The sequence below is a fragment of the uncultured Mediterranea sp. genome (genome assembly GCF_902493215.1).
In the GTDB taxonomy this organism is placed as follows: domain Bacteria; phylum Bacteroidota; class Bacteroidia; order Bacteroidales; family Bacteroidaceae; genus Bacteroides.
Window position 1 is genome coordinate 1 of the sequence record NZ_CABUOL010000002.1, and the last position, 23,892, is coordinate 23,892.

Genomic DNA, 23,892 nt, shown 5'->3' on the forward strand with positions numbered 1-23,892 from the left:
TGTGGAATACAAATTTTAGTATGTGGTGGGAAGGTTCGATAACTTATCGATTTATTGTTGAATTATTATAAAAATGAAGCAGATATTATTAGTATTGGTTTTAATTGGGACTTATCAGATATTAAATGCTAAAGTGAAAACTATTGTTCATTATAATTTTGGTAAATCGGGGAATGTGACATATGCAGTTGCTCCAGAGAAATTGAAGCCTTTGGACGGTGCAGGTATGTTGACTGCTATAGGAAAACCGGTATTCTATGCCGATGCTCCTGGAGATAAAATAATGAAAGGTGAAGGTTGTATTTTATTTAATGGTCAAAATGACGGATATCGGCAGGAAAATGCATTAGGGAATCCTTCTTGGAATCAGATTATGGAAATCTGGGTGAAGGCACGTACTACGGATACTTCTGGCCGTATGCAGGTTGTGATAGCTAATGGAAATGGGGAAAAAGGTTATCAGATAGTACAGAAAGATAATCATTGGTATTTTGTTTCGGGGGGAAGAGGAGTAACTGAAATAGGAGAACTGGCCAAAGATGTGTGGACGCATCTGGCTATGGTTTTGGATGGCGGAAAAGGCTCTGTATGGATTAACGGGAAAAAAACTGCAGGATTTGTTCCAACCAAAGAGTTTGTAGAAAATTTTTCTTTAGCAGTATCTGATAAGGAAACGGATTCGTTTTATGGAGAAATCTATGAGGTTCGATATAGTACTTTTCAGAATGCTTCCTTTAATCCGGATGCTGATTTTTTGTTGGATAATAAAGAAATAAGGAAACAGAATAAGGTTTGGAATGAAAAGAAAAAAAGTTTAATCACTCAAATCAAACAAGAAGGTTGGGGTAAGGAACTGATGGATTCGTGGATGGATGAAAGACGATCGGAAGATTGGTTGATACATGAAGTGGCGGATAGTTGCCGCTTCCAAGTATTGAATTCCAAAGAAAAAGAAAGTGTTATGTTCCGCATTACTAATGGATTGGTTTCCCGTACTTTCTATGTAGGAGATAATTTGGCTTGTGTGGGTTATAAGAACTTGTCGGATGAGGCTGAATATTTACGGGCTGTCAAACCTGAAGCTCGTATCCAAGTGGATAGTGTATGGTATGAAGTGGGAGGTTTGAAAAAACAACCGGAGTATTCGTATTTGCTGGAATCGTGGTATCCGTTGTTAGAGGCTTCTTCACAAGCTTTTACTTTAGTAGAGGTGGAGACTGGTATGCCTGTGAAACGTTATCCTTGGAAACATAAATTTAATGCTGTTGCTGCCGAATGGCCTCCGAAAGGACTGAGGGTTATTATGACATTTAAACCGACTGAATTAATGCCTGCAGTTAAAGATCTGGTAGTTAAGGTTAATTATGAAATTTATCAAGGTATTCCTGTTATGGCCAAATGGGTGGAAGTTATTAATGAGGGGGACAAACAGGTCATGTTGAATGCAATAGAAACAGAAGTACTGGCTGTGAATCAGGACCAATTGAATCGACTGCATGTAGAAAGTGATTATTCGTTTGCTTTGGTGAATGCAGATTTGCGGGGTAGTGCATTGATGCATTATAATGGTATTCCCAAGAAATATCATGTGGGAGAATCCACAACTAAATGGAGAGTGGATGAAGAGTATAATACGTGGGCCAGTCACAATCAAGCAGAGGATAGATTCTTAGGGTTTCCTCATCATAATCTGCTGGTCAGTACGTTACCGATGGGGCCGAATGTTTTAATAGGTACGGATACTCCTTTTAAGTCATATGCCACGTTTGAATTACTTCATGATAGCGATGATAAAGAAAGGCAGTCATTGGGACATCGAAGAATGTACAAAAAATTGGCTCCCCAAGTTACCGAATCGCTGATAAGTGGAGGTATAACTTCGCATGACGAGAAAGAATTGAAGGCTTTTATTGATCAAATGGCTGAATTGGGGCTTGAGCAATTGGATATCATGGCATGGCCTGGAATTAGTCACGATAATTTGGACTCTTCTTATGTGCGACATTGGAAAAAAATTGCAGATTATGCGAAAGAACGTGGTATTGTTATGGGGGGGTATGAACTGCAGGTTGCTTCCAGAGGACGTGGGAAAGATGTAGATTGCATTCATCCGGAAACCGGAAAACCTGGTAGCCTGTTTGGTCAGAGTGTATGTATTGCCAGCGAGTGGAAAGATGTTTATTATCCCAAAATGTGGGAGTTTTTTAACAAGACGGGATTTATGACCTATAATATGGACGGACCATATCATGGTGATCCTTGTGCATCGACAAAACATCCTCATCATCGTGGATTGGAAGATTCTCAGTGGGAACAATGGAAAACCCAGGTGGAGGTTATTCATGAATTACAACGTCGTGGTATGTATATTCCTATTCCAGACTGGTATTTTTTGAATGGACAATGTGCTACGGGAATGGGGTATCGGGAAGCTAGTGCTAACTTGACTCCGCAACAACAATTGCTTTTGGGGCGGCAATACATTTATGACGGGACTTGGCATAAAATTCCTCCAATGGGATGGATGACATTACAGTTAGTCGGATTTTATACGAACGATTCTCGGGTTGGCCTGGAACCTTTGTGTAAGAACATTGACCGATACGAACAGCAATTGATTCAATATTTGTCCAGCGGATGTAAGTTGACTATCCGTGGAAAACGTTTGTATGATACTCCAGAAACAAAGCGGATGGTAGCAAAATGGATTTCATGGTTTAAGGAGTATCGTGATATCCTGACTTCTGATATTATTCATGTGGGACGTCCGACTGGGCGTGATCTGGATTGCATGTTACATGTGAATCCTTTTATAAAGCATAAAGGTATGGTTGTCCTATTTAATCCGACAGATCGTGATATATCGAAACAAATGCGCTTGCCGTTATATTATACGGGGTTAAAGAGGAAAGCGACTCTCATTTCTGAGTTTGGTGAAAGAAAAAATGTTGTTTTGGATCAGGATGGAAATTTGTTGTTACCAGTTTCAGTAAAGGCTCAGGGTACATTATGGTTCTTGATAGAGGAATAAAAGAGATTAAGAATAATAAATGAAAAATAATAAGTATATGAATAGGTTTGGAATACTAGCAGGATTGTTGTGGGTTAATTTACTGTGTGAAGCCCAAAATTGGTTACCTGATGCTCGTGATCTTTGCTCATCATATCGATTATTGGAATGTACCTATACTGGTTCGCAATTGGTGAAATGTGAAGATAATGGGAATGATTGGGCTGTTGAGCAGTGGGCTGCAGAGAAGGAATTTGGTAAAGTGTATACATTCACTTTTACCGCTCGTCATGACTTGAAAAATGCAGGAGTAGCAATTGCTTTTGATGAGGATCAGTGGAGCAGTGATAATTATGTGATGATTCCAGCTTCTGTTTATAACGGTAATCGTCAGCGAATTGTTAATCGTGAATATGCGACAGGACTGGATAAGACTGATTATTATCGGAAGGAACTGGCTTTAACTTCCAATCCGATTCCTCAGTTATCTCCGGAATTCGGTGCCAAATCTAGATTGGAAGTATTGGTAAACAATGCGGCTACTCCCGCTATAGCGTATTTAAAAAGAGCACAGCGACAGGGGACAATATTGTTGACCGACCAAGGGTTTGAATGGAATGGTCAGGTGTTGGATTATGGATTGATTGTGGAAGAAAGTCGTGACCGTGCTCATGCTTCGTTCATTATCAGTGCTCCGGGAGTACGTGAAAAGAAACCTGAATTTATAGGTTTCAGCAAGAGTCCGGATAAGGGCATTACTGTGAAAGAAGGAGAACGTATCACTATAAAAGTGACAAAAATTGATTTTTATTGTGAAGATGTACCTACGCTATTGGCAAACTTCATGAAAAATCGCAAAATACATACACAGACGGAAGCCCCTCGCAATCTGATGCCAATGAGTGAGGTTTTGGACAGAATGGTTAAGAATATAGATGAACGTTACTACAAAGGTAATCAGTGGGAGTATTATTGTCCGGAAAATGCCGATTGGATATCATATGGTTGGATTGGAGGATTGATGAATACTTATCCTATGTTAGGATTGGGAGATTCTGAACATGAACGTAAAGTCATGAATACATTCGATTTTGCCTTGTCTCGTGCAAAAGGGAAAAGTGGATATTATTACGATGTACTTGGCTCAGATGGAAATGTCATTGCACGTGACGCTGCGGCTCGTCAGAAAGGTATCGGGTTGACACGTAAAAATGCAGATGTCTTGTATTGGATGGTTAAACAATTTATGTTGCTGAAGTCTCAAGGGAAAGAAGCGGTAATACGTCCGGAATGGGAAAAACAGGTGCGATTGTTGGCTGATGCTTTTGTTCGTACTTGGAAGAAACATCACACTTGGGGGAATTATGTGAATGTTGAGTCTGGTGATATAGCAGTATATAATACGACTGGTGGAGCTATGGCTGTAGCTGGTTTGGCATTGGCTGCAGGGTATTTTGATTGTCCAATCTATTTACAAATTGCACAGGAGGCAGCAGCAGACTATTATGAAGACTTTGCATTGATAGGATTTACTTCGGGAGGATGTGGGGACATCCTTCAGAATGCTGATTCGGAAACCGCGATTGCACTGACTACATCTTTGGTTACTTTGTATGAAGTAACAGGAAGAAATGTTTATTTGAAACAGGCGCAGGATCTGGCAAATTTGTGTTCAACCTGGATTGTATCTTTTGCCTATCGATTACCTGATGATGCTCCATTGGCTAAGTTAGGAGCAAACTTGACAGGTGCTGTATGGGCTAGTACACAAAACAAGCATGGTGCTCCCGGTTTTTGTACGCAGTCGGGTGATGCTTTGTTTAAAATTTATCGTGCAACAGGAAAAGTTATGTATGCTGATTTGTTGCGCGATGTGATACATGCCCACGCGGAAGGAGTACAACCGAACGGAAAGATTACGGAACGTTTGACTTATTGTGATGCAGACAGCCGTGGCTCCCGAGGTGATGGTGGAAAGACAGGATGGAATGAAACCAATGGAGCTATGATGGCTATGGAAATTCCAGGAATTTATATACGGACAGATTTGTCGGAACTATATGTTTTTGATCATGTCATTGCTGAAATAGTCAAGCAGAACAATAGGGAGATTATATTAAGAGTTTCTAATCCGACAGTTTATGATGCTGTCGTTACTGTATTGGCGGAGAATCGTGAACAGGCAGCCAAACCATTGGGAGATAATGCTTTTTTGAACTGGAATGAGAAGATAAAGGTGAAGGCTGGGAAAACGGTGACGTATAAAATTATGAAATGAATCAAGGAAGGTAATTTATAGATAGTGATGTGTTTCAACTTGATTAATACATATATATATGAAACAGTTTAACATAATTAATTGGTTGTCAGTAATATTCCTTATGTCATGGTACTCTAGCTGCATGGAACAGTCTATCAAGACTCGGATAAAGATGCACCCTACTACATTTTGTAATCCCTTGAATTTGGATTATCGTTTTATGAAGATTGACGGTGGCGAAGGGATTCGGGAAGCGGCCGATCCGGTTGTAGTGCGATATAAGGACTCTTATTTTTTATTTGCATCCAAGTCTTCGGGATACTGGTATTCTTCTGATTTTTGTTCCTGGGAACATGTTATCATTCCAGATTCTGTACTGCCTATAGAGGATTATGCCCCGGGTGTTTTTGTCCACAACGATTTTGTATATTATGTAGGTTCTACCCATGGGAAGGGTATGCTTTATCGTTCAAATAAGCCGGAGCAGGGACAATGGGAGAAGGTTAAGGAAATATGGTCTTATTGGGATCCGGCATTTTATGTGGAAGGAGCCAGATTGTATCTGTATTATGGCTGTTCTCCCATAGCCCCGATTTATGTATCGGTTCTGAATCTGGAAACATTGGAAGAGGAAGGGAAACCCCAACCTTGTTTAAATAGCGATATGCAGATACATGGATGGGAACGTCCCGGTGAACATAACGAATTGTCCAGAAGACCATACATAGAAGGTGCCTGGATGACAGAGCATGACGGTAAGTATTATTTGCAATATGCTGCACCCGGGACTGAATGGAAAACGTATGCAGACGGAGCCTATGTAGCTGATTCACCGGTAGGACCATTTACTTATGTAGCTAATAATCCGGTTTCTTATAAACCGGGAGGTTTTATCGGAGGTGCGGGACACGGGTGTATTTTCCAAGTCGGGAACAACTATTGGAAGGCTGCCACAAACTCCATTTCGGTACGGCATATGTTTGAAAGGCGTCTCTCTCTTTTCCCTACTTATTTTGATTCGGATGGTTTTCTGTATTCAGAAACCTCTTTTGGAGATTATCCCATGTATTTGCCTACTGATGGAAAGGGAAAAGGGCGGCCGGATTGGATGTTATTGTCATTTCGTAAGCCAGTCAGCGCTTCTTCTGTGAAGGAAGACTATCGGGTTGAGAACTTAGTTGATGAGGATGCCCGTACCTCTTGGGTTGCTGATTCCAATCAGAATGAGTGGGTACAGGTGGATTTGTTGAATTCTTGCCGGATACATGCAATACAAATAAATTATGATGAATATGGTGCCACTCAGAAAGGCCTTGTACCTGATATTTATCAAGGATATGTACTCAGTGCATCAAGAAATGGCAAAGACTGGTATGTCATTGTCGATAGAAGTGAGAAGAAAACAGATACTCCCCATGATTATATTGAGTTTGAAATACCTTTCGATGCCCGTTATATTAAATGGGAAAATAAGGCTTATACGGTTTCTTCAAATGTATCATTACGTGAGATACGGGTTTTCGGTAAGGGATATGGGGATAAACCGGAGGCTATACGGACATTGCAGGTAGAACGGAATGTTATGGATGCTTGTAAATGTCGTCTGACTTGGAATTCAGTTGATGCAGCCGATGGTTATATCATCCGTTATGGCATATCTCCGGACAAATTATATAATAGCATTCAGGTTGCATGTGACTCCACACATGTGGATCTCAGTAGTTTGGATGCAAATCGGGATTATTATTTTTCAATTACCGCATTCAATGGAAATGGGGTGGGGCAATGCTTCACGACTTTAAAGAATTATTAAAAAGTGGATTGTATAATTGGATTCCTTTTGTTACCGGTAGTTTTTAATATTAATGAAATATAACGGGAAACATAAATCCAGTGATTTATAAGGAGGAAAATATGGAACGTCCGTTCATTTTGTTTATGAACGGGCGTTTTTGCTGTATACCATTGGGCGGCGATGAATGGAAATCGTCATGCCCTTATCTTATTAATGGAAGGTAGTCTTTCTATTATGAAGGGTAATAACTCAAGAATCCTTGTCTTTTATATATGGATATGTTGTAAAACATCACTTTCGATGATACACCTTATTTCTAAAAAGTGTTTCTTTGCATCAGTATAGTTCAGCACAGTTTATTCCTGAACTTGAAAAAAAGAAAACACCATGAGAAACGATACGTTCGGACAACAGTCGAGTAAGGTGACCCAGCTGGCAGACCGGCTGAGCCAGTCCATTTCCATGAAGGAATTCATGGAAGGCGATTCTCTGCCCTCTATCAATGAACTGAGCCGACGGTATGGGGTATCCCGTGATACGGTTTTCAAAGCTTTTCAGGATTTGAAGGAACGTGGGCTGATTGATTCTACTCCGCGAAAAGGGTATTATGTAACCGGACAGTTGACCAATGTTTTGCTGCTGCTCGATCAGTATACTCCTTTTAAAGAGACACTTTACAATAGTTTTGTGAGCCATCTGCCACTTCATTATAAGGTGGATTTGCTATTTCACCAGTACAATGAACGACTGTTCAATACGATTGTCCGCGAGTCGGTTGGAAAATACAGCAAATATGTCGTGATGAATTTTGATAATGAGAAGTTCAGTACTTCATTAAATAAGATCAATCCGGCCCGCTTGCTATTGTTGGATTTCGGTAAGTTTGATAAAGAACGTTATTCGTATGTATGTCAGGATTTTGATCGGGCTTTTTATCAGGCTTTAGAAGTATTGAACGGTCAACTGAAAAAATATCATAAGTTCGTTTTCCTCTTTCCCCGTACTTTGAAGCATCCGAAGAGTAGTGTGGAATATTTTGTTCGTTATTGTCAGGATACTCATCTGGAATGTGCTGTGGAAGAAGATGTGGAACAGTTGCAGGTTAAGGAAGGAACAGCCTATCTGGCCATTAAGCAGCAGGATGTGGTGAAGGTTGTGAAGCAGGGACGGATGCAAGGTTTGGTGTGTGGAAAAGATTATGGCCTGTTGGCCTATAACGATATTCCTTCTTATGAAGTCATCGATGAAGGTATTACTGCCTTGACCATCGACTGGCAGAAGATGGGAGATGAAGCTGCCCGTTTTGTCCTTAATGGAAACCCGGTGCAGACGTATTTGCCAACAGAGATCAGATTGAGGAATTCACTTTGATTTATGTTTAGCTAAATCAGTATAAGCCAGTACAGATGTAGTTTTGAAGAAAAATATATATGTCAAACCAATTATTTTGGAATTATGAAAAAGTATCCTAAAATCGGTATCCGCCCCACCATCGACGGTCGTCAGGGCGGTGTTCGTGAAAGTCTCGAAGAAAAGACTATGAATTTGGCTAAAGCTGTGGCCGAACTGATCAGCAGTAATCTGAAGAACGGCGATGGAAGCCCTGTAGAGTGTGTGATTGCCGATGGTACTATCGGTCGTGTGGCTGAAAGTGCTGCCTGTGCTGAAAAATTCGAACGCGAAGGCGTCGGTTCTACCATTACTGTAACTTCTTGCTGGTGCTATGGTGCCGAGACCATGGACATGAATCCTTATTATCCGAAAGCCGTATGGGGCTTCAACGGAACAGAACGTCCGGGAGCTGTATATCTGGCAGCCGTGTTGGCCGGACATGCCCAAAAGGGACTGCCTGCTTTCGGTATTTACGGACATGATGTACAGGATTTGGACGACAATACTATTCCGGCCGATGTGGCAGAAAAAATCTTGCGTTTCGCCCGTGCTGCCCAGGCCGTAGCTACCATGCGCGGAAAGTCCTATTTGTCAATGGGAAGTGTATCCATGGGTATCGCCGGTTCCATTGTCAATCCGGATTTCTTCCAGGAATACTTGGGTATGCGTAACGAGTCGGTTGACTTGACCGAAATCATCCGCCGTATGACAGAAGGAATCTATGATCCGGAAGAATATGCCAAGGCAATGGCCTGGACAGAAAAGTATTGTAAGGTCAATGAAGGTGAAGATTTCAAGAATCGTCCTGAAAAGCGCAAGACCCGCGAGCAGAAGGAAGCCGACTGGGAGTTTGTAGTAAAGATGATGATTATCATGCGCGACCTGATGACAGGAAATCCGAAACTCAGAGAACTGGGCTTCAAGGAAGAGGCTTTGGGACACAATGCAATTGCTGCCGGTTTCCAGGGACAGCGTCAGTGGACAGACTTCTATCCTAACGGTGACTATCCCGAAGCATTGCTTAATACTTCTTTTGACTGGAACGGTATCCGTGAGGCTTTTGTGGTGGCTACAGAAAATGATGCCTGCAACGGCATTGCCATGCTGTTCGGCCATTTGTTGACTAACCGCGCTCAGATATTCTCTGACGTGCGTACTTACTGGAGCCCTGAAGCTGTGAAGCGTGTTACGGGTAAGGAACTGACCGGTCTTGCAGCCAATGGTATTATTCACCTCATCAACTCTGGAGCTACGACACTCGACGGTTCCGGTCAGTCGGTTGATGAGAACGGAAATCCTGTGATGAAAGAGCCTTGGAACCTGACCGAAGCCGATGTAGACAACTGCCTGAAGGCTACAACCTGGTATCCTGCCGACCGTGATTACTTCCGTGGAGGTGGTTTCTCGTCCAACTTCCTTTCCAAAGGTGGCATGCCTGTCACGATGATGCGACTGAATCTGGTGAAAGGTCTCGGTCCCGTTCTTCAGATAGCTGAAGGCTGGACAGTAGATATCGATCCTGAAATTCACCAGAAACTGAATATGCGTACCGATCCGACATGGCCTACTACCTGGTTCGTACCCCGTCTGTGCGACAAGCCCGCTTTCAAGGATGTGTATTCTGTAATGAACAACTGGGGAGCCAACCACGGCGCTATCAGCTACGGTCATATCGGTCAGGATCTGATTACATTGGCTTCTATGCTCCGTATCCCTGTCTGCATGCACAATGTTGAAGAAGACAAGATTTTCCGTCCGGCTGCCTGGAATGCCTTTGGTATGGATAAGGAAGGTGCCGATTATCGTGCTTGTGCTACCTATGGTCCTATTTATAAGTAATAATTTAATAATCAAATAAACAGAAAAACAATGATAACAGAAGAACAAATTCAGGAATTTATTGCCCAGGCTCATCGTTGTGGTGATGTGCGGCTTACCATCTGCAGCAGTGGAAACATTTCATGGAGAATCGGTGATCAGGCTTTGATTTCGGGTACCGGTTCATGGGTACCTTCTCTGAAAAGAGAGAATGTGGCTATCTGCAATATAGCCGACGGAACCTCTGTAAACGGTGTGAAACCTTCGATGGAAAGCGGTTTTCATCTGGGTGTGCTTCGCGAACGTCCCGATGTAAATGTTGTTCTGCACTTCCAGTCGGAATATGCAACGGCTGTAGCTTGTATGAAGAATCGTCCGACCAATTTCAATGTGACGGCCGAAATTCCTTGCCATGTTGGTTCCGAGATTCCGGTAGTTCCTTATTACCGTCCCGGTTCCAAGGAACTGGCTGCCGGTGTAGTGGAAGCTTTGCGCGACCATAATTCTGTTCTGTTGGCCAAGCATGGACAGGTAGTGTGCGGCAAGGATTTTGATGAGGCTTTCGAGCGTGCCATGTTCTTCGAGATGGCTTGTCAGATCATCATCCGTTCGGGTGGCAATTACGATGTGCTGACACCTGCTGAAATAGAAGATTTGGAAGTTTATGTGCTGGGCAAGAAAACCAAATAAACAGTTGTTTTTGAAACCATGAAAGATTCTGTCGTTAAGAATACTTATCTGGCAGTAGACTTTGGTGGAGGGAGCGGGCGTGTAATCGCCGGCTCCCTTTGTCAAGGGAAACTGGAGTTGGAGGAAGTTTATCGTTTCCCCAACCGTCAGGTGAAGCTGGGGAAACATGTCTATTGGGATTTCCCGGCTCTTTTTGCTGAAATGAAGAACGGCCTGAAGGAGGCTGCCAATCGTGGTTATACGGTCAAGGGAATCGGTATTGATACCTGGGGTGTCGATTTTGGCTTGATCGACAAGAATGGAAACTTGTTGGGTAACCCGGTCTGTTATCGTGACAATCGCACGGAAGGAATGCCCGAAAAGGTTTTCAGCCTGTTGGATGTCCACAAGCATTATCTCGATACGGGTATACAGGTGATGCCTATCAATACACTTTTCCAGCTGTATAGCATGAAAGAGACTGGTGATCCACAACTGGAGGCTGCTGAGAAATTATTGTTTATGCCCGATCTGTTCAGTTATTTTCTGACGGGAGTGGCGAATACGGAATACAGTATCGCTTCTACGTCTGAATTGCTGGATGCCAGCCGACGCTGTTGGTCGATGGATACAGTCCGTGCCTTGGGGTTACCGGAAAAACTGTTTGCCGAAGTGGTGCTTCCCGGAAGTGTACGGGGTACCTTGTCCGAGGATATCGCACGTGAAACAGGTTTGGGTCCGGTGGACGTTATAGCCGTAGGTTCACACGATACGGCAAGTGCGGTGGCTGCTGTTCCTGTAACAGACGGAAGGGTGGCATTCCTGAGTTCGGGTACCTGGTCGTTGCTGGGTGTAGAGCTGGATGAACCGATTTTGACGGAAGAGGCCCGGGTGGCTCAGTTTACCAATGAAGGCGGTGTGGGAGGACGTATCTGTTTCCTGCAGAACATTACAGGTCTGTGGATTGTACAGCGTCTGATGGCCGAGTGGAAACAACGTGGTGAAGAGCAGACTTACGATGTGATTATCCCGCAAGCCGAATCTGCTGTTATCACGACCTGTATTCCGGTGGATGACGCCCGTTTTATGAATCCGGAGAATATGGAGGCGGCTATTCTTGATTATTGCCGGGAACAAGCTTTACAGCAACCGCGCGATAAAGCGGAAATGATGAAGTGTGTGCTACAGTCATTGGCTTTGAAATATAAGGATGCAGTCAGCCATTTGAACGGCTTTCTGTCTGCTCCGGTCAGCCAGTTGAATATTATTGGAGGAGGCTCGCAGAACCGGCTTCTCAATCAGCTGACAGCCGATGCGCTTGGTATCCCCGTTCAGACGGGCCCCGTTGAGGCAACAGCCATTGGTAATATTCTTACGCAGGCTATGGCCAAAGGAGAGGTAAACGGACTTCAGGAATTGCGCGAGATTGTTATGCGGAGTTTCAGTTCGGAGATGTATTATCCTCGAAATAAGTGAAAAAAAGTTGAAAAGTACGATATTTGCAGCTTTTGTGATATATTTGTGTCCGCAGAAAAGAATTTGTTGATTAAACTACTTCATGAAACCATGAAACACAAAAAAGAATCTATTTTGAGTAAAGATGGCGTCAGCTATCTTGTTCCTTTTATCCTGATTACCTCTTGTTTTGCTCTATGGGGGTTTGCCAACGACATAACCAACCCGATGGTGAAGGCTTTTTCCAAAATATTCCGTATGAGCGCTACCGACGGAGCTTTGGTTCAGGTTGCTTTCTATGGCGGTTATTTTGCCATGGCTTTTCCGGCCGCAATGTTTATCCGGCGATATTCTTATAAGGCAGGTGTCCTGTTGGGATTGGGAATGTATGCTTTCGGTGCCTTCCTGTTTTTCCCGGCCAAGATGACGGGGGAATATTATCCGTTCCTGATTGCCTATTTCATTCTGACTTGCGGTTTGTCTTTTTTGGAGACCAGTTGCAATCCCTACATCCTTTCCATGGGTACCGAAGAGACGGCTACGCGTCGTTTGAATCTGGCCCAGTCGTTCAATCCGATGGGATCGTTACTGGGTATGTTTGTGGCCATGAATTTCATTCAGGCCCGACTTCATCCTTTGGATACGGCTGACCGTGCCTTGCTCAACGAGCAGGAGTTTGAGGCTATCAAGGAAAGCGACCTCAGCGTGCTGATAGCTCCTTATTTGGCTATCGGTTTGGTCATCTTGTTTATGCTGATTGTCATCCGTCTGGTCAAGATGCCCAAGAACGGCGAAGAGAACCACGATATCAATTTCGTACCGACTCTGAAGCGTATTTTCACCCAGCCCCGTTATCGTGAAGGTGTTATCGCCCAATTCTTTTATGTCGGTGCGCAGATTATGTGCTGGACTTTTATCATCCAGTATGGTACCCGTCTCTTCATGTCCCAGGGTATGGAAGAGAAAGCTGCCGAAGTTCTTTCCCAGCAGTATAATATTGTAGCGATGGTCATTTTCTGTATCAGCCGTTTTGTCTGTACATTCATTCTCCGTTATCTGAATGCCGGTCGTTTGCTGATGATTCTGGCTGTATTGGGAGGTGTTTTCACGCTGGGTACCATCTTCTTGCAAAACATCTACGGCTTGTATTCACTGGTAGCCGTTTCTGCCTGTATGTCTTTGATGTTCCCTACCATTTACGGTATTGCGTTGAAGGGGTTGGGTGAAGATGCCAAGTTTGGTGCGGCCGGTCTGATTATGGCTATTTTGGGTGGTTCCGTATTGCCCCCTTTGCAGGCGCTTATCATTGATATGAAGGAAATTGCCGGTTTCCCGGCTGTCAATCTGTCTTTCATCCTGCCGTTCGTCTGCTTTGTGGTGATTGTATTTTACGGTTGCCGCACGGTGAAGAACCGTTGGTAAGCGTACCTTTGTTCATTTGTTTGTTCGTCTGTCCGGACGTGTGTCGTTTTCAGGAACGGTCTTTGCGGGCTTTCTCCTTTGCTGCACAGTCCGGACAGATGCCTTTTAATACATAGTTGATGCTGTGCAGGCTGAAACCTTCGGGCAGTTTTACCATTGGGGTGGGGATGTTGGTGAAGCAGAAAGTTCGGTTGCACTTTTCACAATGGAAATGGGTGTGGAGATCGTTCACTTCGCATGAACACGACGAACTGCATACGGCATATTTGAACGAACCAGTTCCGTCGTCTATACTATGGATGAGATGGTGCGACAGGAAGAGGGTCAAGGTTCGGAAAATGCTTGAGCGGTCCACCGTGTCGAGCCGGTCTTCCAGGTCGGCCAACGAAACGGATTGTCCGGCCTGCATCATGGTCTTCAGCACCAGCAGCCGGATAGCTGTAGGCTGTATTTCTCTTTGGAACAGTAATTCCAAATATTTTTTTTCTTCCATTCAGTGTCTATTTTATCAGTTTCTGTATCCGCATGGCGTTGAGCACGGCAAGCAGTGCTACCCCTACGTCGGCAAACACTGCTTCCCACAAGGTGGCCATCCCTGCTGCCCCCAATGCCAGCACTGCCATCTTTACTCCCAATGCCAACAGGATGTTCTGCCAGACGATGTGCCGTGTCTGTCGTCCTGCCCGGATGGCAATGGCTATGCGCGAAGGTTGGTCGGTTTGTATCACGACGTCGGCTGTCTCAATGGCGGCATCGCTTCCCCATTGCCCCATGGCAATGCCTACATGGCTCAGAGCCAGTGCCGGGGCATCATTGAGGCCGTCGCCCACAAAGGCTGCACGACAGGTTTTGTCCAGCTGCAAGTCTTCCAGATGTTTCACCTTGTCTTCGGGCAGCAGTTCTCCGTATGCCTGCTCAATGCCCAGTTGCTGTGCAAAGGTAGTGACTATGGATTGTTTGTCGCCCGATAGCATCTGAATATTTTTGATATTTAAAGCTTTCAGTTCGTCGATGGCCTGTTTGGCATCCGGTTTCAAGGTGTCGGCCAAAGTGAGATGACCGACATATCTGCCTCCGGCAGCACATGCCACGACGGTTTCGGATACTTCCCGCAGGGCAGGCGGATACATGATGTTTTCATGCTCCAGCAGGCGGGTATTTCCCACCAATATTGTTTGTCCTCCGACAGTGGCCCGTATGCCACAGCCGGCCAGTTCTTCGACTTCTGTAACCGGTAATAATTCTATTTGCCGGGCTTGTGCGTAGCGGATCAGTCCTGCGGCAAGCGGATGGGTACTGTATTGTTCGGCTGAGGCAATCCACCGGATGAGGCGTGTCTCGTCGATACCGGGTAAGGGAGTGCAGGTCTGTACGTCGAATGTGCCTCGGGTCAGGGTACCTGTTTTGTCGAAGACAACGGCATTGATGTGGCTGATGGCGTCCAAATAGTTGCCTCCCTTGAACAGGATACCTTGACGGGATGCAGCTCCTATTCCTCCGAAATAGCTCAGCGGAATGCTGACAACCAATGCACAGGGACACGAGACAACCAGAAAGACCAGTGCACGATAGAGCCAGTCGCTGAAGAGATAGGTGAACGTCCCGCTGCACAGTGACCATAGCCAGGGCAACAGTACGATGAGGACGGCAAGCCCGGTGACGACGGGTGTATAGATACGGGCAAACTTGCGGATGAACAGTTCGGCCGGTGCTTTCCGTTCCGATGCGTCTTGCACCAGGCGTAGGATACGTGACAGGGCACTGTCGGCAAAGGGACGTGTGACGCGGATTTGCACTGTCCGTCCGGTCGAAATCATGCCAGCCAGCACTTCTTCACCTTTTCTGATGTCGCGGGGCAGGCTTTCGCCGGTCAGAGCTGCCGTGTTGAAGGCGGCGTTTTCGTTACACAGGATTCCGTCGAGCGGTACCCGTCCACCTGCCTTTATTTCAATCACTTCATCCGGGTGCACGTCTTCGGGCGGTACCTCTACCGTCTGACCGTTACGGATGACGGATGCCTTTTCGGGGCGGATGTCGAGCAAGTCACTAATGCTCCGCCGGGCTTTATTGACAGCCAGGTCCTGGAAATGTTCTCCCAACGAGTAGAAAAGCATTACCGCTACTCCCTCGGGATACTCACCGATGGCAAAGGCACCTACGGTGGCAATAAACATCAGGGTGAACTCGTTGAAATATTCCCGTCGGGACAGACCTTCCCAGGCTTCCTTCAACACAGGCAGTGCTACGGGCAGGTAGGCTGCCAGATACCAGAAAGCTTCCAACCCGTTCTGCCGGAACCAGCTGATTTCGGTAGCTTGTAGAATCATACCTCCGGCCAGTAACAGGCCCGACAGTATCATCCGGCCATACTCTGCAATTAATCCCTTTTGTCTGCAGCAGGCAGTCTGCACATGGTTGTGCGAACAACATTGGCAACTCATCTTTTGGACTCTTTTTATCGTTTTTTACTGCAAAGGTATGGTTTATGGGATGCAACTGGGTTGCAAAGGTGTGGCATGTATTCGGGAAAAACAAAATCGCATAGTTCCCGGGAATAATCTGTGATAAAGCTGTTGCATTAATATCAAATTAATATTACATAATAAATCGGGTGTCTAGACGCCTTATTAATAATGAAAATTCATTTTTTACATCGTTTGTCTGCTTTATCTTTGTTGCCGGAAAAATATGATAGGCCGTTTCTTTGGAAAAGATGTGTGGCCGTCTTGTTGAAAAATAGGAATATAATTATAGTTTTGATTTATGAAGAAAATAGAATGTGTGATTTTTGATTGGGCCGGTACGGCCGTAGATTACGGTTGCTTTGCTCCGGTGGCAGCCTTTGTAGAGAGTTTTAACGAAATCGGGGTACCTGTCAGTGCTGCAGATACCCGTCGTTATATGGGATTGACCAAAATCGAAGAGATACGTGCCTTGTTCGCGCTGGAACATGTGTCAGCCGCTTTCCGTCAGAAGTTTGGTCGCGATTACAATGAGGAGGATGTACAGGGACGTTATGCGGCTTTCCAGCAGATATTGTTCGATACACTCAGCCGGTATGCCACTCCTATTCCCGGTGTGGTTGAAGCGGTGGGCCGTTTGCGTGCTCAGGGTATCAAAATTGGTTCTACCACCGGATATACGGGCCAGATGATGGAACTGGTAATCCCCGCGGCACAGGCTCAGGGATATCGGGTGGATTGTTGTGTGACCTCCGACGGACTTCCGGGAGGACGTCCTGCTCCCTACATGATTTATCAGAACATGATTCGTCTGGCAGTTCCTTCGGCCGATTGTGTAGTGAAGGTTGGTGATACGTTGGCCGATATCGGCGAAGGTGTCCATGCGAAGGTCTGGACGGTAGGTGTTGTACTCGGCAGCAATGAACTGGCGTTGACGCGTGCCGAAGTGGAAGCTATGCCGGAGGCAGAGTTGGACAAACGGAAAGCCGATGTACGCAGACGGATGCTGGAAGCCGGAGCCCATTATGTCATCGACAGCATGGATGAACTGGATACCGTTATTGCGGAAATCAACCGGCAGATGAATGAAAAATAGTAAATGACAACTCTATTGGTTACAATAAAATATTGAACGAATCATGAAACCTTATATTCTTTTGACTCCCGGTCCTCTTACTACGACCGAAACAGTGAAACAAGCCATGATGACCGACTGGTGTACATGGGATGAAGATTACAATGTCCACATTGTGCAAGAGATACGCAAGTCGCTGGTAGAACTGGCTACGGCACATACCGACGAGTACACAGCCATCCTGATGCAGGGAAGTGGTACCTATTGTGTGGAGTCGGTCATCGGCAGTGTAATCAAACCCAATGACAAACTGTTGATTCTGAGCAACGGAGCCTATGGCGACCGCATGGGTAACATTGCCGAATACCATGGCATCCGTTACGATATGTTGGCATTTGACGAGACGGAGCAGGTTTCGGTAACTTATGTGGACGATTACCTGGCCCACAATGCCGACATTACCCATGTGGCCGTTGTGCATTGCGAAACCACTACCGGGGTATTGAATCCCTTGAAAGAGATTGCACACCTGGTCAAGATGTATGGCAAGAAACTGATAGTCGACGCAATGAGCAGTTTTGGCGGTGTGCCGCTGGATGTACAGGAGCTGGGCATCGACTTCCTCATCAGCAGTGCCAACAAGTGCATACAGGGTGTGCCCGGATTCGGTTTCATCATTGCCCGCCAGTCGGAGCTGATGCACTGCAAAGGGGTGTCGCGGTCGTTGTCGCTCGACATCTACGACCAGTGGGAAACGATGGAGAAAGGCCATGGCAAGTGGCGCTTCACTTCTCCTACTCATGTGGTACGTGCCTTCAAGCAGGCCATGGACGAGTTGAAGGCCGAGGGAGGGGTGGAGGCCCGTTACCGCCGTTATTGCGAAAACCACGATGTACTGGTAGACGGCATGCGTTCGCTGGGTTTCAAGACATTGTTGCCCGACGAGATACAGTCGCCGGTCATCACCTCTTTCCTGTATCCGCATGCCGGTTTCGATTTCAAGGGCTTTTATGCGCAGCTCAAGGAAAAAGGTTTCGTTATCTATCCCGGAAAAATCTCGCAGGCCGATACCTTCCGTATCGGAAATATCGGTGACGTATATCCCGATGACTTCAGAAGGCTGGTTGAAGCCATACGGAGTTGCCGTTATTGAACAGGGGCGGAGCCATGAGGCAGAAGCCTGATCTTTCCCGTCTTTTCCGTTTGTCTTTGGGCAACGGAAAAGGCGGGAAACGTTGTTTGTATGGTTTCTTATCCGTATATTTGTTTCGTCAAACCATGCATATTTGTCATGAATCGTTTTATCTGTATCGTTTGGATGTTTTTCCTGCTGGTGTCCTGCGGTGGACGGCGGGAGGTACAGGCCGTCGGCAGGAGCAACTTGGTGTCCCAGGAGTCGGAGGCGTTGCCCGATACGGTGCCGGCGCCCGATGCGGAGCCATTGTTGCCCGATGAGCCTCTCTTGAAGGTTTCCGACGTTGTGCTGACCAAGGAATTTCTGTACGACCAATATACTCTGGACGACGTCTATCCTTATAAAGATACGGTCCGTTCCTTCAAGTGGGAAGTGGTGCGCAAGTGCCTGGCCTATATCGAGAACATGCAGCAGGACTCGGTGCGCTGGGTGGTGTTGCAGAACTACCGCAACCTGAACAGCGAAGCCCCGCTGGTGCGCCGCTACGTGCGCAATGCTTATCGCCGCGTGGCCGATACGCTGGGGGTGGAGCGTTACCAGTCTGTTCCCCTTTACCTCTTGTCCGACACGTTGACCCCCGAACGCTACGGGCGCGACGGTACCATCGCCTATCTGTTGGGGCGCGAAGGCAGTTTCTGCCGCATTCTTCCGGCTACGTTCGAGGAAGAGTGGCTGGTGCCCGAACGCTACCTGAAATCCCTGGCCGACACAACCGTCTTTCACCACGTCATCTTTGTTGACCGGCGCGACCAGAATATCGCTACATTGGAACGGACTGGACGTGGTGCATGGAAGATACGCAGCATGAATCCTGCCACGACGGGCCGCCATGCACCTCCCTATGCACAGGAGACTCCCCTCGGCATGTACCTTGTACAGCAGAAGAAGACGCGCATGGTGTTTCTGAAAGACGGATCCACGGCTACGGGCGGCTATGCTCCCTATGCCAGCCGCTTCACCAACGGTGCCTACATCCACGGAGTGCCGGTCAATGTGCCCGATACGCTGATGGTAGAATACAGCTGGTCGCTGGGCACTACGCCTCGTTCGCACATGTGTGTGCGCAACGCTACGTCCCACTCCAAGTTTGTGTTCGACTGGGCTCCTGTGGAACAGGCTCTTGTGGTGGTCATCGAATAGTGGCCGGAGTTCTGTCTGGCCAAGCCGCTTCGTCTCGTTCCGATGGGAGGCGGCTTATGCTATTTTGACATAAATCAATTCGCCCTCGTCTCTTTTTTTGCTAATTTTGTGCCCGATTTTCAGGAGGATATTTACATGGCCAAGTCGGTGGAAATGACGGAGGGACGCACCCTGCCGCAAATCTTTTATTTTGCATTGCCTTTGCTGATGGGCAACCTGTTGCAGCAGACCTATTCGATGGTCGACGCTGCCATCGTCGGAAAGTTTCTGGGCATCAATCCGCTGGCGGCGGTGGGTGCCAGCACATCGGTGGTTTTCCTGATTCTGGGTTTCTGCAACGGCTGTTGCGGAGGTTTCGGCATTCCTGTGGCCCAGAAGTTCGGCGCGCGCGACTACGTCACCATGCGCCGTTATGTGGCGGTCAGCCTCAAGCTGGCGGCGGTCATGTCCCTGTCGCTGGCAGTGGTTACCGCCCTGCTCTGCGGTTGGATTTTGCGCCTCATTCGCACGCCGGAAAACATCTTCGGCGACGCCTATGCCTATCTGCTGGTCACGTTTATCGGCATCCCCTGCACCTTCTTCTACAACCTCCTGTCCAGCATTATCCGTGCGCTGGGCGACAGCAAGACGCCTTTCTGGTTCCTGCTCTTCTCCACCGTGCTCAACATCGTGCTCGACCTCTTCTGCATCCTCGTGCTGGGCTGGGGGGTGGCCGGTGCCGCCATTGCCACGCTGGTGGCCCAGGGCGTGTCTGCCGTCCTGTGCTACTTCTACATGATGAGCCATTTCGACATTCTCCGCACCACGCCGGCCGAACGCCGCTTTGACAGTCGCCTGGCCCGCACGATGCTTTCCATCGGTGTGCCCATGGGACTCCAGTTCTCCATCACCGCCATCGGCAGCATCATGCTCCAGAGTGCCAACAATGCATTGGGTACCGCCTGCGTGGCCGCCTATTCGGCTGCCATCCGCATCAAGATGTTCTTCATGTGTCCCTTCGAGAGCCTGGGCATCGCTATGGCCACTTTTGCCGGGCAGAACTACGGGGCGGGCAAGCCCCAGCGCATCTGGCAGGGCGTGAAGTCCAGTGCGCTGATGATGATGGTCTATTGGGTCTTCACCTTCTGTGTCCTCATGCCTGGTTCGCGCATGTTTGTCCGGCTGTTTGTCGATGCCTCCGAGGTCGAGATTCTGGCAGACGCCGTGCTGTTCCTCCATACGGCTGTCTGCTTCTTCCCCGTGCTGGGCGTGCTCTGCATTCTGCGCTATACCATCCAGGGTTCCGGCTTTACCAACCTGGCCATGCTTTCGGGCGTGTCCGAGATGATTGCCCGCATCCTGGTCAGCGTCATTGCAGTACCTGCGTGGGGCTATCTGGCCGTCTGCTTCGGTGATCCCACTGCCTGGATTTTTGCCGACGCCTTCCTCATTCCCGCCTTTGTCTACGTTTACCGGCGGATGAAGCGGACGGTCTTCACGGCTGTATCCTGACGGTGGAGCCTACATCCCGTAGCTATAGAACAGCTGCAATTTTCTTTATGTTGTTCAGCTTTTCAATGAGAGAGGCATTCTTGCGTGCCATCTGCATGTTATAGTCCGTTTGCATTCGGACGAGCAAATCGGCATTGACTCCCAATGCAGCTTCCAGTAGGAGGGCAAATTCAGTTGTTATCGGCCGCTTGCCGTTCAAAATTTCATTCAATGCAGAATAGGGCAGATTGAATTTTGGGGCAAACTCCTTTTGCTTGATGCCTCTGCATTCCAATTCTTCCTTATGATAAGGTTTTGCCAAGAATTCATTTTAAAATTCGATATTCATAGGCTCGTTGTTCCTTGCAAATACAAAGTTAGTGAGATACCTTGAAATTCGTAAGTTCTGTGAGTCGTTTTTCCCTCTTTCACTCTTGTGAAACCATATCTTTCACCGTATCTTGTTTTGTATCAGATGTTTTTTTTGACTTGTGAAAGCGTGAAACGTTTCTGTGAGGAGTTTTGTTTTTCGGGGTGTGAGAGATGCCTTTGTTGGATATCTGCCTTCACAACCGGCAGGCAGAAGGTGTTTTTGTTTTCACCGTTTCCTGTCCGTTGCTGGTTCGGAGTGTCCGTTTAAGCTGGGCAAACCATTCGTTTAAGCTGGGTAAACCGTTTGTTTAAGCTGGGTAAACCATTTGTTTAAGCTGGGTAAAGCAATGCTTTAAGCCGGGCAAAGCGGCGCTTGGGGCCGGGCATGCCGACTGCTTCCGCTTTTCCGGCAATCTTTTCCTTCAAAACATACGACCTTTTGCCCCCAAACAAGCAATGTTTTGCCTCCTGACAAGGCATGTTTTCCGTGCTAACTATGGACTTCAGGCGGCTAACTATGGACTTCAGCGCGCCAACTATGGACTTGGGTTGGAAATAATTGCGTTTGGAATGGAAAGTTCTGATTTTTTTGTATGTTTGCACGCGTATGATACATGACCGTGTAATAAAGCCCCTCTATCCCTTGTGCGTGCTGGCAGTCTTGTTGTGGACCGCCTGCACCCATGCCGACTATTCCCGACGGATGGCCGAAGCCGACCGTGTGATGGACCTGTACCCCGACAGTGCCCTCCGCCTGTTGCAGGATATCTCCCCCTCGGACCTGGAGGAGGGCGACCGCATGCGTCACCGGTTGCTGACGGTGGAGGCGGAGTGCCGTAACGGACAGATGCCGGCCAGCGACTCATTGCTGTGGCCGGTCATCGGCTATTTCCATCGGGCGGGCGATGCCTTTTGGGAGGCACGGGGCGAGTACAACCGCGGCTGCATCCTTTATCAGAATCATCGGCAGGCGGGGCAGGCGTTGAACATCTTCCAGCGGGTAAAGACACTGATGGAACAATGTGGAAATACCTGGTGGCTGGGGCGGACGTATGGCCGCATGGCTTATATCTATCACAGTCAGGGGATGTATTCGCAGGCCGATTCCCTCTATAGGCAAGCGGAACAGGTAGCTGTGCAAGTGGCCGATACAGCATTGTGGCTGGAAATTTTGGACCGACGGAGTGTTCATCTGATGGCCAAAGGTGAAGATTGTTATCAAGAAGCGGAAATACAGTTGCTGAAGGCTTATAAATTGGCTCATCATAAAAAGTTTCTAAAAAATAGGATTAGTTGTATGGAGACTTTGAGTCAGCTATACAGCTATATGCAGGATGGTGAACACGCTTTGCGATTTGCTCAAGAGGCTTGGATACAGGAACCGGATACTACAAGAAAGTACATGTCTGCCCTTCTGACAGGCGAAGCCTATTATCAGTTAAATCGTTATGATTCGGCTATGGTTTGGCTGGAAAAGACGATAACAGGAGGTGCTTCCTTGCCTGTCAGTTTGTCGGCTTATATGCGTTTGGCTGATATTGCTGAAGAACTGGGAGAAGTGGAAAAAGCATTGATGTATCAGAAAAAATATCAGCAGGCAGAACATGATTTAGCCGGGCGGGCACAGCAGGTGACTGAAATCCGTTTGACAGAGCAGTCGCAGGTACATCGGCAAGAGCAGGCGCAGATGAAACGGTTGGTTCTGATTTGTTTGGCGGCGATTGGTGTATTGGCTGTTTGCATTGTACTGTTGTTGGGATGGCGGATCAGGGAGCGGAAACGCCGTCGCAGGCAGATGGATGTACTGATGAAGTACTGGTGGCAGGAATATCAGGTACTGTTGTCCGCAGAACCGTCGGCGGCCGAACCGGAAGTGCGGCTTCTGCCTCCTCCTGTGGAGCTGGAGGAACAGCTGGCGTTCAACTTCGACAACCTGTCGGCTTGTCTGCAGGAGACGGAACCATACGCCAAAGCCAAACGTATCCTGGCTCATTATAAATCGTATGCGGACTATGAGGAACACTTCACCGTGGAAGATCAGGACCAGCTGCTTCATTGCATCGACCTTTATACCGATGGATTCATCGCCCGCCTGAAGAAGAAGGTTTCGCTTTCGGAGGGCGACCTCCGTTTCTGCGGACTCCATCTGTTGGGATGGTCCACTCAGGAGATTGCCGTCCTGCTGGAAAAAGACCGGTCCGGTGTGTACAAGCGGCAGAAACGTATCCTGCATCATTGTTTTCCCGAAGCGGGCGGCGAAAAGCTGGAAAAGGTGTTGAAGAGCATCAAATAGCCCCGTTCCACACCTTTTCCACCTAAAAAAGTTTGTGGAAACCCGAAAATTCCACAAAAATTCC

At 47.1% G+C, this 23,892-nt stretch carries 16 protein-coding genes; 13 read left to right on the plus strand and 3 right to left on the minus strand.

Features of this window, described 5'->3' with window-relative positions; genetic code table 11:
- Positions 1 to 73 precede the first annotated feature (73 nt).
- The 8 genes from RDO88_RS01260 (at position 74) to fucP (ending at position 13,821) form a co-directional block, all read left to right on the plus strand.
- Entirely contained in the window at positions 74 to 3,031 is a 2,958-nt protein-coding gene (locus tag RDO88_RS01260) for a LamG-like jellyroll fold domain-containing protein (protein WP_307757636.1), read from the plus strand.
- 37 nt (positions 3,032 to 3,068) lie between these two features.
- Complete coding sequence (locus RDO88_RS01265; protein ID WP_307757637.1) at positions 3,069 to 5,288, plus strand: hypothetical protein; 2,220 nt, start codon at positions 3,069 to 3,071, stop codon at positions 5,286 to 5,288.
- Positions 5,289 to 5,412: 124 nt separating this feature from the next.
- Positions 5,413 to 7,083: a family 43 glycosylhydrolase gene (locus RDO88_RS01270; protein WP_307757638.1), complete on the plus strand. Its 1,671-nt coding sequence runs from the start codon at positions 5,413 to 5,415 to the stop codon at positions 7,081 to 7,083.
- Between the two features lie 369 nt (positions 7,084 to 7,452).
- Positions 7,453 to 8,436: a GntR family transcriptional regulator gene (locus tag RDO88_RS01275; protein ID WP_307757639.1), complete on the plus strand. Its 984-nt coding sequence runs from the start codon at positions 7,453 to 7,455 to the stop codon at positions 8,434 to 8,436.
- Between the two features lie 84 nt (positions 8,437 to 8,520).
- Positions 8,521 to 10,296, plus strand: coding sequence for an L-fucose isomerase (gene fucI / locus RDO88_RS01280; RefSeq protein ID WP_307757640.1), 1,776 nt, complete (start codon positions 8,521 to 8,523; stop codon positions 10,294 to 10,296).
- Between the two features lie 30 nt (positions 10,297 to 10,326).
- The gene (locus RDO88_RS01285; RefSeq protein ID WP_307757641.1) at positions 10,327 to 10,965 is read left to right on the plus strand and encodes a class II aldolase/adducin family protein; all 639 of its coding nucleotides are present in this window, start codon (positions 10,327 to 10,329) and stop codon (positions 10,963 to 10,965) included.
- Between the two features lie 18 nt (positions 10,966 to 10,983).
- Complete coding sequence (locus RDO88_RS01290; protein ID WP_307757642.1) at positions 10,984 to 12,420, plus strand: FGGY-family carbohydrate kinase; 1,437 nt, start codon at positions 10,984 to 10,986, stop codon at positions 12,418 to 12,420.
- Between the two features lie 90 nt (positions 12,421 to 12,510).
- Positions 12,511 to 13,821: an L-fucose:H+ symporter permease gene (fucP, locus tag RDO88_RS01295; protein WP_307757643.1), complete on the plus strand. Its 1,311-nt coding sequence runs from the start codon at positions 12,511 to 12,513 to the stop codon at positions 13,819 to 13,821.
- Between the two features lie 49 nt (positions 13,822 to 13,870).
- Here the strand turns inward: fucP and RDO88_RS01300 are convergent, their stop codons facing one another.
- A complete protein-coding gene (locus RDO88_RS01300; RefSeq protein WP_307757644.1) occupies positions 13,871 to 14,314 on the minus strand; it encodes a transcriptional repressor in 444 nt (147 codons plus the stop codon).
- A gap of 7 nt (positions 14,315 to 14,321) precedes the next feature.
- Positions 14,322 to 16,262 (minus strand): heavy metal translocating P-type ATPase, encoded by a 1,941-nt coding sequence (locus RDO88_RS01305; RefSeq protein WP_307757645.1) that lies wholly within the window; start codon positions 16,260 to 16,262, stop codon positions 14,322 to 14,324.
- Positions 16,263 to 16,584: 322 nt separating this feature from the next.
- On the opposite strand from RDO88_RS01305, the gene phnX reads away from it, so the two are divergent.
- The 4 genes from phnX to RDO88_RS01325 all read left to right on the plus strand — a co-directional run bounded on the left by phnX (position 16,585) and on the right by RDO88_RS01325 (position 21,184).
- Entirely contained in the window at positions 16,585 to 17,379 is a 795-nt protein-coding gene (gene phnX, locus RDO88_RS01310) for a phosphonoacetaldehyde hydrolase (protein WP_307757646.1), read from the plus strand.
- A gap of 43 nt (positions 17,380 to 17,422) precedes the next feature.
- Complete coding sequence (locus RDO88_RS01315; protein ID WP_307757647.1) at positions 17,423 to 18,511, plus strand: 2-aminoethylphosphonate--pyruvate transaminase; 1,089 nt, start codon at positions 17,423 to 17,425, stop codon at positions 18,509 to 18,511.
- A 138-nt stretch (positions 18,512 to 18,649) separates the two neighbouring features.
- Positions 18,650 to 19,693 carry a L,D-transpeptidase family protein gene (locus tag RDO88_RS01320; protein ID WP_307757648.1) on the plus strand — a complete coding sequence of 348 codons (1,044 nt, stop codon included), beginning with the start codon at positions 18,650 to 18,652 and terminating at the stop codon, positions 19,691 to 19,693.
- A 135-nt stretch (positions 19,694 to 19,828) separates the two neighbouring features.
- Complete coding sequence (locus RDO88_RS01325) at positions 19,829 to 21,184, plus strand: MATE family efflux transporter (RefSeq protein WP_307757841.1); 1,356 nt, start codon at positions 19,829 to 19,831, stop codon at positions 21,182 to 21,184.
- Positions 21,185 to 21,206: 22 nt separating this feature from the next.
- Here RDO88_RS01325 and RDO88_RS01330 read toward each other — a convergent pair whose 3' ends face one another.
- On the minus strand, positions 21,207 to 21,485 hold the full coding sequence (locus RDO88_RS01330; RefSeq protein ID WP_307757649.1) for a HigA family addiction module antitoxin: 279 nt from the start codon (positions 21,483 to 21,485) through the stop codon (positions 21,207 to 21,209).
- 657 nt (positions 21,486 to 22,142) lie between these two features.
- Between RDO88_RS01330 and RDO88_RS01335 the strand changes: the two genes are divergently transcribed.
- A complete protein-coding gene (locus RDO88_RS01335; RefSeq protein ID WP_307757650.1) occupies positions 22,143 to 23,828 on the plus strand; it encodes a hypothetical protein in 1,686 nt (561 codons plus the stop codon).
- Positions 23,829 to 23,892: the final 64 nt, after the last annotated feature.

Excerpts from the sequence above, each read along its gene's own strand:
- RDO88_RS01270 (WP_307757638.1), top strand. The coding sequence starts at position 5,413 with ATGGAACAGTCTATCAAGACTCGGATAAAGATGCACCCTACTACATTT.
- RDO88_RS01300 (WP_307757644.1), bottom strand. The coding sequence starts at position 14,314 with ATGGAAGAAAAAAAATATTTGGAATTACTGTTCCAAAGAGAAATACAG.
- RDO88_RS01275 (WP_307757639.1), top strand. The coding sequence starts at position 7,453 with ATGAGAAACGATACGTTCGGACAACAGTCGAGTAAGGTGACCCAGCTG.
- RDO88_RS01285 (WP_307757641.1), top strand. The coding sequence starts at position 10,327 with ATGATAACAGAAGAACAAATTCAGGAATTTATTGCCCAGGCTCATCGT.
- RDO88_RS01315 (WP_307757647.1), top strand. The coding sequence starts at position 17,423 with ATGAAACCTTATATTCTTTTGACTCCCGGTCCTCTTACTACGACCGAA.
- RDO88_RS01320 (WP_307757648.1), top strand. The coding sequence starts at position 18,650 with ATGAATCGTTTTATCTGTATCGTTTGGATGTTTTTCCTGCTGGTGTCC.
- fucI (WP_307757640.1), top strand. The coding sequence starts at position 8,521 with ATGAAAAAGTATCCTAAAATCGGTATCCGCCCCACCATCGACGGTCGT.
- RDO88_RS01265 (WP_307757637.1), top strand. The coding sequence starts at position 3,069 with ATGAATAGGTTTGGAATACTAGCAGGATTGTTGTGGGTTAATTTACTG.
- RDO88_RS01290 (WP_307757642.1), top strand. The coding sequence starts at position 10,984 with ATGAAAGATTCTGTCGTTAAGAATACTTATCTGGCAGTAGACTTTGGT.
- fucP (WP_307757643.1), top strand. The coding sequence starts at position 12,511 with ATGAAACACAAAAAAGAATCTATTTTGAGTAAAGATGGCGTCAGCTAT.
- RDO88_RS01325 (WP_307757841.1), top strand. The coding sequence starts at position 19,829 with ATGGCCAAGTCGGTGGAAATGACGGAGGGACGCACCCTGCCGCAAATC.
- RDO88_RS01335 (WP_307757650.1), top strand. The coding sequence starts at position 22,143 with ATGATACATGACCGTGTAATAAAGCCCCTCTATCCCTTGTGCGTGCTG.
- RDO88_RS01305 (WP_307757645.1), bottom strand. The coding sequence starts at position 16,262 with ATGAGTTGCCAATGTTGTTCGCACAACCATGTGCAGACTGCCTGCTGC.
- phnX (WP_307757646.1), top strand. The coding sequence starts at position 16,585 with ATGAAGAAAATAGAATGTGTGATTTTTGATTGGGCCGGTACGGCCGTA.
- RDO88_RS01260 (WP_307757636.1), top strand. The coding sequence starts at position 74 with ATGAAGCAGATATTATTAGTATTGGTTTTAATTGGGACTTATCAGATA.